The organism is Haladaptatus sp. QDMS2 (assembly GCF_029338295.1).
Lineage (GTDB): Archaea > Halobacteriota > Halobacteria > Halobacteriales > Halococcaceae > QDMS2.
On the sequence record NZ_CP119792.1, the window covers coordinates 127,673 to 143,450 of the forward strand.

Here is a 15,778-nt window from a genome sequence, read left to right on the forward strand (position 1 = left end):
GGCAGACGAAATAAAATGCGTCACACAGCTGAACCGACCTGCATCTGGAGGGCAGACGCGTGAGTTATCGCGGGTGTGAAAACGGGCGTATCCTCGCCCAGCAGGCCGCTCGCGAGTCAAACGCCCGGACGTATCCTCGCCACTTACCACTCGCCATCCGCGAGGCGCAGGGCGTCACCGTGACCGACATGGACGGGAACGAGTACTACGACTGCCTCGCCGGGGCTGGAACGCTCGCACTCGGCCACAATCACCCGAGGGTCAGGGAAGCCATCGAGCGCGTCCTCGCCGCGGACCGCCCGCTTCACACCCTCGACATCTCGACGCCGACCAAAGAGCGATTCGTCGATTCGTTGTTCGAGAGTCTGCCCGACGAGTTCGCCAGTCGGGCGAAAGTTCAGTTCTGTAGCCCGGCGGGAACCGACGCCGTCGAAGCGGCGCTCAAACTCGTGAAGACGGCGACGGGGAATCGTAGCATCCTCGCCTTCCAGGGGGGGTACCACGGGATGACGAACGGTGCGCTTTCGTTGATGGGCAACACGGACGCCAAAACGCCAATCTCAGGCCTGATGGCAGGCGTCCACCACCTCCCGTACCCTGCCGACTTCCGCTGTCCGTTCGGGGTTGGCGGAGAAGCAGGCCACCGACTTGCGAGTACGTACGTCGAGAACCTTCTTTCAAACCCAGAAAGCGGCATCACGGACCCCGCAGGCATGATCCTCGAACCCGTGCAAGGTGAAGGCGGTTCGATTCCCGCACCGGACGGGTGGCTCCACGAAATGCGTCGCATCACCCGCGAACGGGACGTTCCGCTCATCGTCGACGAGATTCAGACCGGCCTCGGGCGGACGGGTGCGACCTACGCCTTCGAACACGCCGACATCACCCCCGACGTGGTGACGCTCTCGAAAGCTATCGGCGGCGGTCTCCCCCTTGCCGTGGTCGTTTACGACGAGTCGCTCGACGTCTGGGAACCCGGCGCGCACGCCGGTACGTTCCGCGGCAACCAACTCGCGATGGCGGCGGGTGAGGCGACCATCGACTACGTCCTCGAACACGACCTCGCTACCCGCGCCGAGACGCTCGGCGCACGACTCGCTGGCCAACTCGAAACGACCGCCGAACGTTTCCAGGAAATCGGCGACGTTCGCGGGCGGGGGCTCATGCTCGGCGTCGAGTTCGTCGACCGCGACGCGACGTGGACGGGTGCGGGACCGCACGCTCCAGACGGTGACGTTGCCGCGGCCGTCCGCGCCGAGTGCTTCGAGCGCGGCCTCATCGTCGAACTCGGCGGGCGGGAGAGCGCCACCGCGCGATTCCTTCCACCGCTGGTCGTGACTCGCCAGCAGGTTGACGACATCGCAGCCATCTTCGAGGAAGCCGTGGAAGCGGTCGTAAACGAGAACCCGACACCCGAGGAGGCAGCCGCATGAGCGCAGACGACCTGTTCCTCGGGACCGGGGCAGGCGCGGAAACCTACCGGAAGGCGATGCGGCGCGCGACGGAAGCCGTCATCGAGTGTGTGGGCGACGACCAGAAGCCGTACTCGGGACAATCGCCGGACGAACTCGCAGAACTGTTCGCAGGCCCGGTCATCCCCGAAACAGGAAGTGGGCTCGAAGCGGCCATCGACATCGTTGCCGAGTCGGTTCTTGAACACTCGGTTGACCCGTCTAATCCCCGATGCGCTGCCCACTTGCAGTGTCCACCGCTGATCTCGGGACTCGCCGCCGAAGTCATGGTTGCTGCGACGAACCAGTCGCTCGATTCGTTCGACCAGGCTCCGGCTGCGACGGTGCTCGAACAGCGCGTGGTCGACGCACTCAGTGGCGAATTCGACTTACCCGCCAGCGCGGATGGGGTGTTCACGAGCGGTGGAACCCAGTCGAACTTCCAGGCGCTGCTGCTCGCCCGCGACCGCTATTGCAGTCGAACCTTCGGCCAGACCGTGCAGGCAACGGGACTTCCCGCAGAAGCCGATTCGCTCCGCATCCTGTGCTCGGATGGGGCCCATTTCACCGCCAAACAGGCAGCCCACCACCTCGGCCTCGGGGAGGACGCCGTCGTGACTGTCGCGACTGACGAGAACCGTCGCATCGACCTAGCTGCCCTCGATGCCGTGCTCGCGGATCTGGAGACGAGCGACGCCGAACCGTTCGCGCTCGTCGGCACGGCGGGAACCACCGATTTCGGCAGCATCGACCCGCTCTCAGCCCTCGCAGACCGGGCGACTGTCCACGACCTGTGGTTCCACGTGGACGCTGCCTACGGCGGGGCGCTCGCGTTCTCTGACGACTACGCATCGCTGCTCGCCGGAATCGAACGTGCGGACTCTGTGGCGGTCGATTTCCACAAGTTGTTCTACCAGCCAATCAGCTGCGGCGCGCTGTTGCTCCGCGACGGCGGGGAGTTCGAGTGGATGGCGCGAAACGCCGCCTACCTCAATCCAGAAGCACACGACGCGGCGGGCGTCCCCAATCTCGTCGCGAAATCGGTGCAGACGACCCGCCGATTCGACGCGCTCAAACCGTACCTCACGTTCCGTGCCCTCGGCCGGTCGGGCATCGCCAAACTGGTCGAAGACACGCTCGCGCTGGCCGACGAAGCGGCGTCGCTCATCGAGAGAGCACCGGATTTCGAACTGATCTGTGACCCGACGCTCAACGCCGTCGTCTTTCGCTACCAACCCGATGCGGGCATGTCGGACGACATGGTGAGTCGGCTGAACGCTGCCGTGCGGGAGCGTTTGCTCGCGGACGGTCGAGCCATCGCCGCCCGCACTGAAGTCGATGGCGTCACCAGCCTGAAATTCACGCTGTTGAACCCGACGGCCACGACGGCGGATGTCGCCGGAATGCTCGACGCCATCCGCGAGTGTGGACAGCGCGTCGCCGCAGAACAGGGGGCGCTCGCATGAGCCTCGAATCCCCACCCCGTCAGGGGTCTGCTATCGACCCCGAGACGCGAGCAGACGAGGCGACAGTTCACGCTTTTCTCAACTGCTACCTGCGGGAAACCGGCGGCTACGACGTGCTCACCCGTCCCGTTGCCGGCGTCGAACCCGGGAAAGCTGGACTCGTCAGAAAACGGCTGTCAGCACAGGGTATCGACCTGCTCGCGCCACTCGCCCACCGCTCGCCTACCGAGCGTCACCTGTTCGAGACGCCGGTTCACTACCGATTTACTGACGGGGCGGTCCATCCTGCCGATGCGACGACGCTCGCCGCGCTCGTGGTAAAGGACCTCGCGCTTTCGCGTGACGGCGAGGCGGTCCCCGACGAACTGCTCGAACGCGTCCTCAGGAGCAAGCGGAACGTGGCGTTGTTCGTCGAAGCACGGGCTGACGACGAAGCACGGCACACGGGCGAGCACGTCTCGTTTCGCGACGCAGAGCAGTCGCTCGTGTTCGGACACCATCGCCACCCGACGCCGAAGAGTCGGCAGGGAATCACCGCGAGAAATCGTGAGTCGTACGCGCCGGAACTTCGGGGGTCGCTCAGACTCCACTACTTCCGGGCGGACCCCGCGCTCGTCTGGTCGGATTCCGCACTCGACACGGCTGCAGAGACGTGGGTAAAAGACTCGCTTCGTGACGATTCATCGGTTTCCGAATCATTCCTCGAAGCACACGTCGAGCATGACGACGTGCTCCTGCCCGTCCATCCGTGGCAGGCGCGCTACCTCCTCGACCAGCCACACGTCCAGCGACATCTCGGAGACGGACTCTCCCACCTCGGCCCCGTGGGTCGGGAGTTCTACCCCACGACGTCGGTCCGGACGCTCTACAGTCCCGACGCGCCGTTCATGGTGAAATCCTCGTTGAACGTGAAGATAACCAACTCTGTTCGAGCGAACAAGCGGCCGGAACTCGAACGCGGCGTTGCCCTCGCAGAACTCCTCGACACCGCGTTTGGCGACGAACTCGCGCGGGAATTCCCGAAGTTCGATATCGTCCGCGACCCCGCGTTCCTCGCTCTCGACGTTCGAGATGGTCGGGAAACGGGTCTCGAAACCGTCCTCCGGGAGAACCCCTTCCGCGGCGAATTTGCAGCGCAGTCCACTCCGGTTGTGGCGCTCTGTCAGGACGCCATCAGTGGCCACTCGCGGCTCGGACGCCTCGTCGCAGCAATCGCAGAGCGTGAGGGCCGGCCACGAGCGGCCGTGTGTGAAGACTGGTTTCAGCGATACCTCGAAGTCGCCATTCGTCCCGTGTTGTGGCTCTACCTCGTGCAGGGCGTCGGCGTCGAAGCCCACCAGCAAAACTCGGTGCTCACGCTCGACGACGCGGGCTATCCGAGCGAATTTCGCTACCGAGACAACCAGGGATTCTACTTCCCCGAATCGAAGTACTCTGAAGTTGCGTCGTACCTGCCGGGCGTCGGCGAGCGCGCAGACACCATCTGCGCGGATGCCATCGCGGACGAGCGACTCCGCTACTACGTCATCTTGAACAACACCTTCGACGTGGTGAACGCCTTCGGCTGTACTGGATTTATCGACGAACAGCCGCTGTTGGCGCTTTTGCGTGAGGAACTCGAACGCGCCCGAGAACGCTACGACCGGGCCAGTTCCGCGTTTCTCGACCCGCTGCTCGACTCGCCGACCGTCCCCTGCAAGGCGAACTTGCTGACCACCTTCCGCGGGTGGGACGAACTGGAGAACGACCTCGAGAATCAGTCCGTCTACACCGACGTGAAAAACCCGCTCGTCACCGACCTCGACCCATGATTCGACAATCCAAACTCGACGATTCACCGTACGACTTCCAGACGTTCGACGCGGGCATCGACCGGACAATTTCGCTCCGCCCGGTGACGCTCGCCCGAGACTTGCATCGTCTGCACGCCTGGCTCGGACGCGACCACGTCAAACCCTACTGGCAACTCGACCTGCCGCTCGCGGCGTTTCGAGACCGCCTCGCGGAGAAACTCGACGACTCCCACCTCACCCCCTACATCGGGTGTCTCGACCACGTTCCGATGAGTTACTGGGAGTGCTACTGGGCGGCCGACGACGACCTGACGAACCACTACGACGCAGCCCCCACAGACCAGGGCGTCCACCTGCTCATCGGCCCCGAAGAGTACCTCGGGAAGGGCTATTCGCTTTCGCTGCTGCGAGCAGTCGTCGCCATGCAGTTTCGCCACGCAGAGACAGACCGCGTCGTCGCCGAACCGGACGTTCGAAACGACCGCGTCATCCACGTCTTCGAGGCGTGCGGCTTCGAACCGCGTGAGGAGTTCCACTTCGCGGAGGCCGAAAAGGAGGCGCTCCTCATGGTCTGTGAGCGCGAGCGGTTCGAATCGACCGTACTCGCCGAGGCCCCCGTCTCGTTCGCGGAAGGTGATCGGGCGTGACAGACCAGCAGGTTCACGACGTGGTCGGGGTCGGCCTTGGCCCGTTCAACCTCGGTCTCGCCGCCCTGCTCGACGGGGCTTCCGCCGACGTGGACGCGGTGTTCCTGGAACGCGAACCCGAGTTCAACTGGCACGAGGGGATGCTCCTCGAAGGGACGACCCTCGAAGTGCCCTTCCTCGCCGACCTCGTGACGCTCGCAGACCCCACGAATCCACACAGCTACCTCAACTACCTGCGGGAGACGGGTCGAATTTACGAGTTTTACTTCTACGAGACGTTCCAGACGCCTCGTCGAGAGTACAACGACTACCTCCGGTGGGTCGTCGACTCGCTCGCTTCCTGTCGGTTCGACCGCGAAGTGACCACCGTCGAGTGGGACGAGAAATGCGAGTGCTTCGAAGTTGTGGCATGCCACCCGGCCACTGGCGAGCGGTTCGTCTATCGAAGCAGGCATCTCGCACTCGGTATCGGGAGCGGTCCGCAGATTCCGGACCACCTGCAGGGGCACCCCGAGACGGACGTGTTCCACACGGCGCGGTATCGCCACAACCGCGAGCGCGTGCTCCAGGCGGACTCCGTCACCGTCGTCGGGTCGGGACAGAGCGCAGCCGAGGTGTTTCAAGACCTCCTCGAACGGCAGGTGGCGAACGACTACCGACTCGATTGGCTCACCCGTTCGGCCGGTTTCTTCCCGATGGAGTACTCGAAACTCGGCCTCCAGCACTTCTCGCCCGAGTACGAACAGTACGTCTACGACCTGCCACAGGCGACCAAAGACGAACTCATTCCGAATCAGGACCTGCTCTACAAGGGCATCGACCCGGGAACGAGCGCCGAAATCTACGACCTGCTCTATCGGCGCTCCATCGGCGGCGACCGGCCCGACGTCGGCCTCTTCGCGATGACGGCGGTCTGCGACATCGAACCCGTGGGCGACGCCTACGCGCTCGACTGTCGCCAGTGGCAGGCCGACGAGACGTTCGTCCACGAAAGCGACGTGGTCGTCCTCGGGACAGGGTACGAACGGCAGGTTCCCGACTTCCTCGCCCCGCTCGCCGACGCCATCGCGTGGGACGAACAGGGGCGCTACGAGGTGACCCCAGACCACCGCCTCGACATCGACGTTCCCGGCGAGGTGTTCCTCCAGAACGCAAGCGTTCACACCCACGGTGTCGGCGTGCCGGACCTCGGTCTCGGCTGCTATCACAACACGAAGTTCGTCAACCGACTCGTTGGCGAGCAGGTGTATCCCGAGGATACGAACACTGTCTTCCAGGATTTCTCGCTCGAACAGTTTTGCGAACACGCACCGGGCGCGTCCCGTACCGGCGGACGTGAACCAATTCCAACACACACCCAGAACGACGACTCATGAATCCACACGACACGACGCGACAGAACGCACTGACCCCAGACATCTGGCAGACGGTCGAACGCCGACTGCTTGCGAAGATGCTCGCAGAATTCACCTACGAGGAGATCATCGAACCCCGAAAGGTGGACGCGCGCGGCGACCGTGCAGTCTATCGCTTCAGCTTCGGCGAGGCAGCGTATCGCTTCGAGGCGGCTCCACGCTTGATGGACAGTTTGCACGTCTACGAGGAGACAGTCGAGCGCCGTATTGACGACGAATGGACCGCCTTCACCGACCCACTCCGATTCTTGCGCGACCTTGGGTCGGCCAGTGACTTAGCGGGACTCACCGAAGGAAATCTCGTCCGCGAATACAAACGCACGCTGCTCGCCGACGCCCACATCGAGGCGCGAAAGCGTGATGAGACGGAGAAAAACCTGCTCGAACTCGATTACGCACACCTCGAAGGCGAGATGGCGGGCCACCCGTGGATTACCTACAACAAGGGTCGCCTCGGGTGGGGTTACGACGCGTACCGGGCGTACGCTCCAGAGCGCAAACAGCCTGTAATCCTCTCGTGGCTCGCCGTTCGAAAAGACCGCGCGACGTTCGTCGGAACTGAAACCGTCGACCACGACTCTCTCGTTCAGAACGAACTCGGAAGCCATTACGACCTGTTCTGCGAACGCCTCGATTCCCGTGGTCTCGACCCGGATGACTTCTACTTCGTCCCCGTCCACGATTGGCAGTGGGACCACAGCATCGTCCCGCTGTTCGCAGACGACATCGCTGCGAACGATATCGTTCCACTCGGTGAGGGGCCGGATGAATACCTGCCCCAGCAGTCGGTTCGAACGTTCGTCAACGTAGACGACAGCGAGAAACACCACGTGAAGGTTCCGATGCGCATCCTCAACACGCTCGTCTGGCGGGGACTTCCGGGCGAGCGGACGGAACTCGCGCCGACGGTAACCGAGTACGTGAAAGACATCTACGAACGCGACGAGTTCTTACAGGAGCAGGGATTGATTCTTCCGGGTGAGATAGCCGGCATCAACTACGACCACGGGGACTTCACCGACATCAACGGGTCGCCCTACCAGTACCACGAACTGCTCGGGGCCGTCTGGCGCGAGTCGATTTACACGTTCCTCGACGACGGCGAGGAGGCTATCACGCTCTCTGCGCTGATGCACGTCGACGGCGACGGGGTGTCCTCCATCTCACGGTTGGTAGACCAGTCCGACCTCTCGCTCGACGAGTGGTTGGCGGAATTCATGGAGACGATTCTGCCACCGTTGCTTCACTTCCTCTACCGCTACGGGACGGTCTTCTCCCCGCACGGCCAGAACACGATTCTCGTCGTCGAGGACGGCGTCCCCACCCGACTTGCCGTCAAGGATTTCGTGGACGACGTGAACGTGAGCGACCAGCCACTGCCCGAACTCGACGCCCTGCCCGATGACCTCCACGAGATTCTCCGAAAAGAGCCGCCGGAGGGACTGTGCCAGTTCATCTTCTCGGGACTGTTCGTCTGCGTCTTCCGGTACGTCGCAGACGTTCTCGAAGAACACGAGGCCTATCCCGAGGAACGCTTTTGGGCACACGCCCGAAGCGCGATTCTCGACTATCAGGCTGCACACCCCGAACTCGAATCTCGTTTCGACCTGTTCGACCTCCTGCAACCGGAATACACGAAGCTCTGTCTCAATCGCAATCGCATCTTCGAGTACGGCTACGACGACGCGCCGGGACGGCCCCACGCCTCGGAACACGGAACGGTCAGCAACCCGCTCCACGACGTCGCGGACGTGACGCTCAACGACCCCACACCCACCACGTCCACAGACGACTGAGGGCGGGTGGCCACCTTCCGTTCGTAAAACGAGGTCCGGTTCACATCCCAGTCGGTCGAACGCGCAGGGTCGGCTCCTGGGCCCGCAGCATGACCACGCCCACCCAGACGAACCAGACGATGAGGCCGAGGCCGAACACCGCGCCGAGGACTTCGAGTCCCGGAACGACCGTCAGTAGACCCGAGACGCCGATGAGTGCGCCGAGGTAGTTGAGCCCCTGGGAAAGTTCGCCCGCTCGGAGTGCGGCCAGACTGACCAACAGCACCCAGACGCCGCCGGCAATTTCGTTGCCTCCCCCGAGACCGTTCTCCACGGCTTGCAGGGCGAGCCACGTCGTTTCAGCCTGGGCCGCGTTCTGCCCGGCGAGTTCGACGACAGCGCCGATGCCGACGTTCGCGACCATCCCGCTCGCAATGACCAGCCCGGCCCAGATGAGTCCGAAGGCGGTCGCAACCTGAGAAAGCGCGGGTGCACCGTCTCTCAGCCGAGCGTACAGCGCGAGCGCCAGGACGACCAGTGCAATTCCGAACACGATGTAGATAGTCAGGTTCCAGACGTACATCGTGAGTTGGTTCGCGACCAGAAACTCGACGGACGCGCTCGGGTCGGTCAGTGACCCGTAGTTCGATGCGGCGATGAGCGTGAAGAAGAGGGCAAACCCCACCACGAACGTTGCCGCGTCGACTAACGCGGCGATGCCGCCCGCGCGCTGCAAACTGTATCGAATCGGTTCCCCTTCTGTCGCCGGTGAGATTTCGCTGACTTCTGTTGCCACGTTCCTCCCCTCCAGGTGTCCTCTGGCGACCGGAGATAGCTTAACTCAGTCGAAGCGGGGGATTTTGGCCCGCAAACCCGGCTCTGCGGTGTGGTCCGACGTTCGAACAGCGTTCCGGGTGTCACAATTCCGAACCACTCACTCGGCGAAGCTCGAAGCGGAGTGAAATTCCCCAGTGCTGACCGAATCTTGGCACCGATTGCTCACCGAGCCCGATAAAACTATTTACCCACACGAGTAACTCGACTCAGATGAAGCACCTCACGGACATCTCGGTCGAGGACCTGCAAAACGCGCTGGACGCCGTCGAGGGGAAGAAACCAACTCAACGCCTCCTCGCCGCGATTGCGTACAAAAACGGCATCACGCAGACCGAACTCGCCGAGTGGTATGGCGTCGAGCGACGCACCATCTACAGCTGGCTCACCCGTCTCGAAAACCAGCCCCTCGAACAGGCCGTCTACGACGAACACCGACCCGGACGCCCGCGAAAACTCTCCGCAGACGAACAGGCAGCGTTCGAAGCGGCGCTTCACGAGTCGCCCGTGGACGTCGGGTACGAGGAGAAGTCCTGGACGCCCGCTCTCGTCCGTGAGTTCCTGCTAGATACCTTCGAGGTGGAGTACTCTCGTCCAAGTTGTCGGCGCTTGATGAAAGAGGCTGGATTGGAGTATCGACCTCGAACGCAGGCGGGTGGTTCGAAGGGGAGTGAGGGCGCAGGTGGCTGGGTTGCTCCTGAGTGATTCGGCCTCGTTCGACTTTGTCAGAAATTGAGTGCTTTTTTATGAACGGTGATGCCGACGGTTCGCCATTAGCAGGTGTCTCCACCATGGCACCCCCATCAGTTGTGGGACAGAATCGGTGAGGAAATCGAGGACGAGCCGCAAGCGAAGGGCTACGACACTAGCAGGCGTACTGATACGCATGAATCTCGCGTTTAGTCGGAGGGGCTAATGGCGACGTCGCGGGCCTCCCGCCACCCGCTCGCAAACGTCTACGATTCGGCGTATGCAGGGGTGCCAAACTGGGATATCGGACGCCCACAGCGGGCGTTCGTCTTGCTCGAAGACGCCGGCCTCGTGCGTGGTCCGGTGCTCGATGTGGGGTGTGGGACAGGCGAGTTGGCGCTCTACCTCGCTCGGCAGGGCCACGACGTGCTGGGCATCGACCTCTCAGAGCTTGCGGTGAAACAGGCCCGGGAGAAGGCTCGCTGGCGTCGAATTGCCGCCCGTTTTCTCGTCTGGGATGCGCTGGATTTGCCCCGGTTGGGTGCGAGTGGGTACTCCTTCCTAACGGTGGTGGATTCGGCGATGTTCCACCAGCTCGGGGATGCAGAGCGCGACCGGTTTATCACCGGTCTCGACAGCGTCGTCAAACCGGGTGGACTCTACTGCGTGCTGGGCGATGCGAGAGACGACCCAGAATCAACCTACGGTATTACACCGGAAGAAATGCGCTCGCGATTTAGCGCAATCGACGATTGGGAGGTCGTGTTCTCCTACGAGACGGTCCTCGAACGCCGGTGGAGCAAGAATCCCGCCTACTTCGTCGGGGTCAGACGCCGGTGAGCGTTCGGTTGGATGTCCCGACCCGTCTGTTCATTCACGTGAACCGTTCACTGATGCTGTTCTTAGAGCCGTTTTCGTCACCTATCGACGTATCTATCAGTAGTATTAATCGCCAATATCTCTCTGATATTCTTGTTTGAAGAGAAAATTCTATCAATACCTGGCTGTGTTGGGTTGAAACGCAAGTAACCATGCCACAGATGGAAACGACGACCTTCGAAACCGACCTGAGCCTCTTCAAGTACGACAACTTGGAGCAACTCCCCCCGGACTACCGAACCCTCGACGAGGAAGCGCGCACTGCCCGTATCGAGCGGGCCAAAGCCGAACTCGGTGACGACCTCGTTATCCTCGGCCACAACTATCAGCAACGAGAAATCGTCGAGCACGCAGACTTCATCGGTGATTCCTACCAGTTGAGCAAGCAAGCCGCCGCGGCGGACGCGCCCTATGTCGTGTTTTGCGGGGTCACATTCATGGCTGAGTCCGCAGACATTCTCACTGGCGACGACCAGACGGTACTCCTCCCGAGTATGGAGGCATCCTGCCCCATGGCGGGGATGGCAGAAGCCTTGCAGGTAGATGCTGCGTGGGCCCAGATTACGGCCGCAACCAACGCCGATATCGTCCCGATTACGTACATGAATTCCTACGCGGACCTGAAGGCGTTCTGTGCCGAGCAGGGCGGTCTCGTCTGTACGTCGTCGAACGCACACCGAGCGTTCGAATGGGCGCTCGAACGCGGCGATAAGGTGCTGTTCCTCCCGGACAAGCACCTCGGCGAGAATACCGCCCACCGGCTCGGGATGGCAGCGGATACCGTCGAGTGGGACCCCTGGGACCCTGCCTCGAAGGATGCGAGCAAGGCTGTCGATCACGACATCATCCTGTGGAACGGCTACTGCCAGGTACACGACCGCTTTCGTGTCGAGCACATCGAACAGATCCATGAAACGCATCCCGACGCACGCGTCATCGTTCACCCGGAGTGTCGGCGAGCGGTCGTCGAAGCCGCAGACAAGGCTGGGAGTACGGCGGACATCTGTCGAACGATCGAGGGGGCCGCCCCGGGCGACACCTGGGCTATCGGCACTGAAATCCATCTCACGAACCACCTCCAGCGGTGGCACCCTGAAGTGAACGTCCTCCCGCTCTGTGGAGACGCGTGCATGGACTGTAACGCCATGCGGCAGATAGACCCGAACTACCTCTGCTGGGTGCTCGAGGAACTCGTCGCCGGCCGCGAGCGAAACGTCATCGAGGTAGCTGCCGCGGAGAAGGAACTCGCGAAACTCGCGCTCGACCGGATGCTGGAGGTCAATTGATGGCACCACACACGACCGACGTGCTCGTCGTCGGCTCGGGCATCGCGGGACTGTCGGCGGCCCTCGGTGCTGCCCGTCGCGGGGCCTCGGTAACCATCGCGACGAAAGCCACCGAGCCTGCGGACGCATCGACCTGGTGGGCACAAGGGGGCATCGCCGTCGCCCGGGACGACCCCGGAGGTTTCGCGGCGGACATCCAGCAAGCAGCGGGCGGCACAGCCGACAGCGATGCGATTTCGGTCCTCGTCGAGAACGCAAACGACGCGGTTCGCGACGTGTTCCTCGAGACGCTCGGGATCGAATTCGACACCGACGGCAGCAGATTCGACTTCACGCGAGAGGCGGCTCACTCGAACGACCGCATCCTCCACGTCGATGCATCGACCGGAAAGCACCTCCACGTCCCCCTCTTGAATCACCTCGCCGACCACGACGCGGTGACTATCGACACCGACACTGCGGCGCTCGACCTGTGCTGGGACGAGGGACGTGTTTTCGGTGCGCTACTCGAATCCGGTGGCGAGGTAACCCCCACCTTCGCCGGCGCAACGATTCTCGCCACGGGAGGCATCGGGGCACTCTACTCGCAAACGACGAACCCGGCTGGTGCGACCGGCGACAGCATCGCCATGGCGGCGCTCGCGGGCGCTGCCGTCACCGACATGGAGTACGTCCAGTTTCACCCCACAGTGTACTGCGGAGCAAATCCGTTCCTCTTGAGTGAAGCCCTCCGAGGTGAGGGCGCACTGCTCAGAAACGGCGACGGTGAACGATTCATGCCCGCTGTCCACGAGGACGCAGAACTCGCTCCCAGAGATGTCGTCGCGCGGGCGGTGGACCGCGAACGCGAACGAACTGGCGACGTCTGGCTCGACGTTTCCCCGCTCGACTTCGGAGAGACGTTTCCGAATCTCGCCGCTCGGTGTCGGCAGCGAGCGGTGGACTGGACAGATGGGATTCCGGTCGCCCCGGCCGAACACTTTCTCTGTGGAGGGATTTCCGTGGACGACCGCGGTAGAACCACGCTCGACAATCTGTACGCGGTGGGCGAGTGCAGTCGAACGGGCGTCCACGGCGCGAACCGACTCGCGAGTACGAGCCTTCTCGAAGGACTCGTGTGGGGGTTACGGGCGGGTGAGGACGCCGCAGGGGGGTCGCCACAGGTCATCGAGACTCCGTCACGACCTGACCGCGACCCCGCGTTGCCGACGGCGTTCGTCCAGGCCAAGTTCGACAGATTGCGCCGGGTGATGGACGAATTGCTCGGGTTGGAACGCACGCACGCCGACCTCGATTGGGCCGTGGCGGTGCTTCGGCGATTGAAAGGTGAAGTGGACGCTTACACGCGAACCCGCACCTCCCGGTCGCTGTACGAACTGCGGAACGCGGCGATAACAGCACTGCTCATCGCTCGGGCAGCCAGCGAGAACCGCGAGTCTGTGGGAACACACTTTGTGGTCTCGGAGGAGCCGGAATGTGAGGTGCCTGCCAGCCGATGATTCAGACGAGCACGGTCGAACGGTGGCTCACAGAGGACCTCGGCCAACACGACGTAACCAACCAGATTCCCGGCGAAACGACCGGTCGGCTCGTCGCCAAAGAAGCTGGCGTCGTCGCTGGTATCGAAGCTGCGACCGCCGTCTTCGAGTATCTCGGCGTCGGCGTCGAACCCACGGCTGCGGTCGGCGACCGCATCGAGGCCGGTGACGTTGTGTTGCAGGTCTCCGGCCAGACTCGTGACGTGCTCCGAGGCGAACGGGTCGCCGTGAATCTCGTCGGTCATGCCGCCGGTATCGCGACGCTGACGCGGGATGCGGTGGATGCCGCTCGCGAGGTGAGCGACCACGTCCGAATCGCGGCGACTCGAAAGACGACGCCCGGACTCAGAGGCGTAGAGAAGCGTGCCGTGGTCGCTGGCGGGGGCGATACCCACCGCCTCGACCTCTCGCACATGGTGATGGTAAAGGACAATCACGTCGCGGAGTTGGGCTTGCGCGAGGCGATCGCGCACTTCCGCGAGCGAGTGTCCTTCGCCACTAAACTCGAAGTCGAGGTCGAACGACCTGCGGATGCGCGGGTTGCGGCGGAGGCGGGAGCCGACATCGTCCTGTTCGACAACATGGCACCCGCGCAAATCGAACCCGTAGTCACCACGCTCCCCGACGACGTGCTCGTCGAGGCGAGCGGGGGAATCACCGTCGATGAAGTCTCACGATACGCACAGACGGGACTCGACATCATCTCCATGGGACAACTCACGCACTCAGCGCCGTGTCTCGACCTCTCGTTTCGGACGGGAGCGGAAAACGGCTGAGGGTTACAGCTCTGCGAACTTCCGTTCGAGGAAGGTGACCAGGAGGTACGCGGCGAGTTGCTCTGTGTTCTCGGTCGGGTCGTATTTCGGCGCGACTTCCATCAGGTCGATGCCGCCAACCGCGTCCGTGCTGCCGAGAATTTCCATCACGCGAATCGCCTGCTGGGTCGTGAGCCCGCCGGGGACGGGCGTTCCCGTGCCGGGTGCGACGCTCGGGTCGACGCCGTCGATGTCGAACGTGACGTACACCGTGTCGGTGTCTTCGGCGGCGGCCGCGACGGCTTCTTCGACCACGGACGTGATGCCCTCTCGTTCGACGTCGCGCATCGTGTAGAGGTTCAAGCCCTCCGTTTCAACGAACTCAAAGAACTCCGGTGCTTCGTAACCCCGAATCGCGATTTGACTGATGTGCTCGTAGTCGCTGTATTCTGAATTCGCGATGTGGTGGGTGCTCGACCCGTGAAAGTCCTCGCCGAAGACGGCACTCTCCTCGTTGGTGTCAGTGTGGGCGTCGATTTGGACGAGACCGACGCTGTCTGCGTTGGTTCCCTCGGCGAAGCCACAAAACGCTGGGTACGTACAGTAGTGGTCACCGCCGAGGAGGACGGGAAACGCCTGGTCTGCAATCGTCGCGACGTGGGCGCGGATGCTCTCTGCAGTCGTGTCCACGTCCATCGGGAAGATGGGTGCGTCGCCACAATCGACGACGGAGAACTCGCTGAAGTCCACTTGCTTGCCGGTCTGCATGTTGGTCAACCCACCCTTGTAGCCCGAGAGATACGCCCACCAGTTGCTCGCCCGACGAATTGCGTCCGGGCCGTAACGCGTTCCCGGTCGGTTGCTCACCGCGCTGTCGTAGGGCGCACCGATGACACCGACGTCGGCCTCGCCGAGTTCGTCCACGGGTCGGTGGGGGGCTTTCAGGAAGGTGTTGATTCCGGCGTAGGCGAGTTCGACCGACGACCCGGGGTGGGTTTCGCGAAACTGGTCAGCGCGAGTTCGGGGTTCCCCACTCATCGCTGGTCACGCTCGCCTGTTTCCCGACGGTTGCCGTACTGGACTGCCGATTCCTCACTCAATGGCTGTGACGGTACCTGCATGAATTTACCACGCGACGGTGGCAATTGATTGCCACCATGTGTACTGTTCTCTCCCCCGTTGGTAAAACTGTTACGCGCATCGCCGTGTGCTCCGGTGCGTTTTCGACTGCTGACGAAGTGATATAAAT

The 15,778-nt window shown here is 62.8% G+C and carries 12 protein-coding genes and 1 pseudogene; 11 read left to right on the plus strand and 2 right to left on the minus strand.

The window, feature by feature from the left end:
• Nucleotides 1-59 precede the first annotated feature (59 nt).
• From P1M51_RS16655 to P1M51_RS16680, 6 genes are read left to right on the plus strand one after another with little or no spacing between them, the layout of a single operon-like run.
• Nucleotides 60-1,433: a diaminobutyrate--2-oxoglutarate transaminase gene (locus P1M51_RS16655; RefSeq protein ID WP_276275168.1), complete on the plus strand. Its 1,374-nt coding sequence runs from the start codon at nucleotides 60-62 to the stop codon at nucleotides 1,431-1,433.
• Nucleotides 1,430-2,917, plus strand: a complete 1,488-nt coding sequence (locus tag P1M51_RS16660; RefSeq protein WP_276275169.1) for an aspartate aminotransferase family protein — start codon at nucleotides 1,430-1,432, stop codon at nucleotides 2,915-2,917. The genes P1M51_RS16655 and P1M51_RS16660 overlap by 4 nt, the downstream gene beginning before the upstream one ends.
• On the plus strand, nucleotides 2,914-4,728 hold the full coding sequence (locus P1M51_RS16665; RefSeq protein WP_276275170.1) for an IucA/IucC family siderophore biosynthesis protein: 1,815 nt from the start codon (nucleotides 2,914-2,916) through the stop codon (nucleotides 4,726-4,728). The genes P1M51_RS16660 and P1M51_RS16665 overlap by 4 nt, the downstream gene beginning before the upstream one ends.
• Nucleotides 4,725-5,357, plus strand: a complete 633-nt coding sequence (locus P1M51_RS16670; protein ID WP_276275171.1) for a GNAT family N-acetyltransferase — start codon at nucleotides 4,725-4,727, stop codon at nucleotides 5,355-5,357. Before P1M51_RS16665 ends, P1M51_RS16670 begins: the two co-directional genes overlap by 4 nt.
• Nucleotides 5,354-6,733, plus strand: a complete 1,380-nt coding sequence (locus tag P1M51_RS16675; protein ID WP_276275172.1) for a lysine N(6)-hydroxylase/L-ornithine N(5)-oxygenase family protein — start codon at nucleotides 5,354-5,356, stop codon at nucleotides 6,731-6,733. Before P1M51_RS16670 ends, P1M51_RS16675 begins: the two co-directional genes overlap by 4 nt.
• Nucleotides 6,730-8,568: an IucA/IucC family siderophore biosynthesis protein gene (locus tag P1M51_RS16680; protein WP_276248492.1), complete on the plus strand. Its 1,839-nt coding sequence runs from the start codon at nucleotides 6,730-6,732 to the stop codon at nucleotides 8,566-8,568. The genes P1M51_RS16675 and P1M51_RS16680 overlap by 4 nt, the downstream gene beginning before the upstream one ends.
• Before the next feature lie 40 nt (nucleotides 8,569-8,608).
• Here the strand turns inward: P1M51_RS16680 and P1M51_RS16685 are convergent, their stop codons facing one another.
• The gene (locus tag P1M51_RS16685; RefSeq protein WP_276248491.1) at nucleotides 8,609-9,343 is read right to left on the minus strand and encodes a DUF4386 family protein; all 735 of its coding nucleotides are present in this window, start codon (nucleotides 9,341-9,343) and stop codon (nucleotides 8,609-8,611) included.
• A 251-nt stretch (nucleotides 9,344-9,594) separates the two neighbouring features.
• Between P1M51_RS16685 and P1M51_RS16690 the strand changes: the two are divergent.
• The 5 genes and pseudogenes from P1M51_RS16690 to nadC form a co-directional block, all read left to right on the plus strand.
• Nucleotides 9,595-10,026, plus strand: a pseudogene (locus P1M51_RS16690) (helix-turn-helix domain-containing protein); the annotation flags it as partial.
• Nucleotides 10,027-10,296: 270 nt separating this feature from the next.
• Complete coding sequence (locus P1M51_RS16695) at nucleotides 10,297-10,911, plus strand: class I SAM-dependent methyltransferase (protein ID WP_276275173.1); 615 nt, start codon at nucleotides 10,297-10,299, stop codon at nucleotides 10,909-10,911.
• Between the two features lie 191 nt (nucleotides 10,912-11,102).
• Nucleotides 11,103-12,236, plus strand: a complete 1,134-nt coding sequence (nadA, locus tag P1M51_RS16700) for a quinolinate synthase NadA (RefSeq protein WP_276275174.1) — start codon at nucleotides 11,103-11,105, stop codon at nucleotides 12,234-12,236.
• Entirely contained in the window at nucleotides 12,236-13,735 is a 1,500-nt protein-coding gene (locus P1M51_RS16705; protein WP_276275175.1) for an L-aspartate oxidase, read from the plus strand. Before nadA ends, P1M51_RS16705 begins: the two co-directional genes overlap by 1 nt.
• Complete coding sequence (nadC, locus tag P1M51_RS16710) at nucleotides 13,732-14,550, plus strand: carboxylating nicotinate-nucleotide diphosphorylase (protein ID WP_276275176.1); 819 nt, start codon at nucleotides 13,732-13,734, stop codon at nucleotides 14,548-14,550. Before P1M51_RS16705 ends, nadC begins: the two co-directional genes overlap by 4 nt.
• Nucleotides 14,551-14,553: 3 nt before the next feature.
• Here nadC and speB read toward each other — a convergent pair whose 3' ends face one another.
• Nucleotides 14,554-15,567 (minus strand): agmatinase, encoded by a 1,014-nt coding sequence (speB, locus tag P1M51_RS16715; protein ID WP_276275177.1) that lies wholly within the window; start codon nucleotides 15,565-15,567, stop codon nucleotides 14,554-14,556.
• Nucleotides 15,568-15,778 lie beyond the last annotated feature (211 nt).

What these genes read in the sequence shown, in the direction of transcription:
- speB (WP_276275177.1), bottom strand. Translation starts at nt 15,567, where the DNA reads ATGAGTGGGGAACCCCGAACTCGCGCTGACCAGTTTCGCGAAACCCAC.
- nadA (WP_276275174.1), top strand. Translation starts at nt 11,103, where the DNA reads ATGCCACAGATGGAAACGACGACCTTCGAAACCGACCTGAGCCTCTTC.
- P1M51_RS16705 (WP_276275175.1), top strand. Translation starts at nt 12,236, where the DNA reads ATGGCACCACACACGACCGACGTGCTCGTCGTCGGCTCGGGCATCGCG.
- P1M51_RS16670 (WP_276275171.1), top strand. Translation starts at nt 4,725, where the DNA reads ATGATTCGACAATCCAAACTCGACGATTCACCGTACGACTTCCAGACG.
- P1M51_RS16680 (WP_276248492.1), top strand. Translation starts at nt 6,730, where the DNA reads ATGAATCCACACGACACGACGCGACAGAACGCACTGACCCCAGACATC.
- nadC (WP_276275176.1), top strand. Translation starts at nt 13,732, where the DNA reads ATGATTCAGACGAGCACGGTCGAACGGTGGCTCACAGAGGACCTCGGC.
- P1M51_RS16665 (WP_276275170.1), top strand. Translation starts at nt 2,914, where the DNA reads ATGAGCCTCGAATCCCCACCCCGTCAGGGGTCTGCTATCGACCCCGAG.
- P1M51_RS16695 (WP_276275173.1), top strand. Translation starts at nt 10,297, where the DNA reads ATGGCGACGTCGCGGGCCTCCCGCCACCCGCTCGCAAACGTCTACGAT.
- P1M51_RS16660 (WP_276275169.1), top strand. Translation starts at nt 1,430, where the DNA reads ATGAGCGCAGACGACCTGTTCCTCGGGACCGGGGCAGGCGCGGAAACC.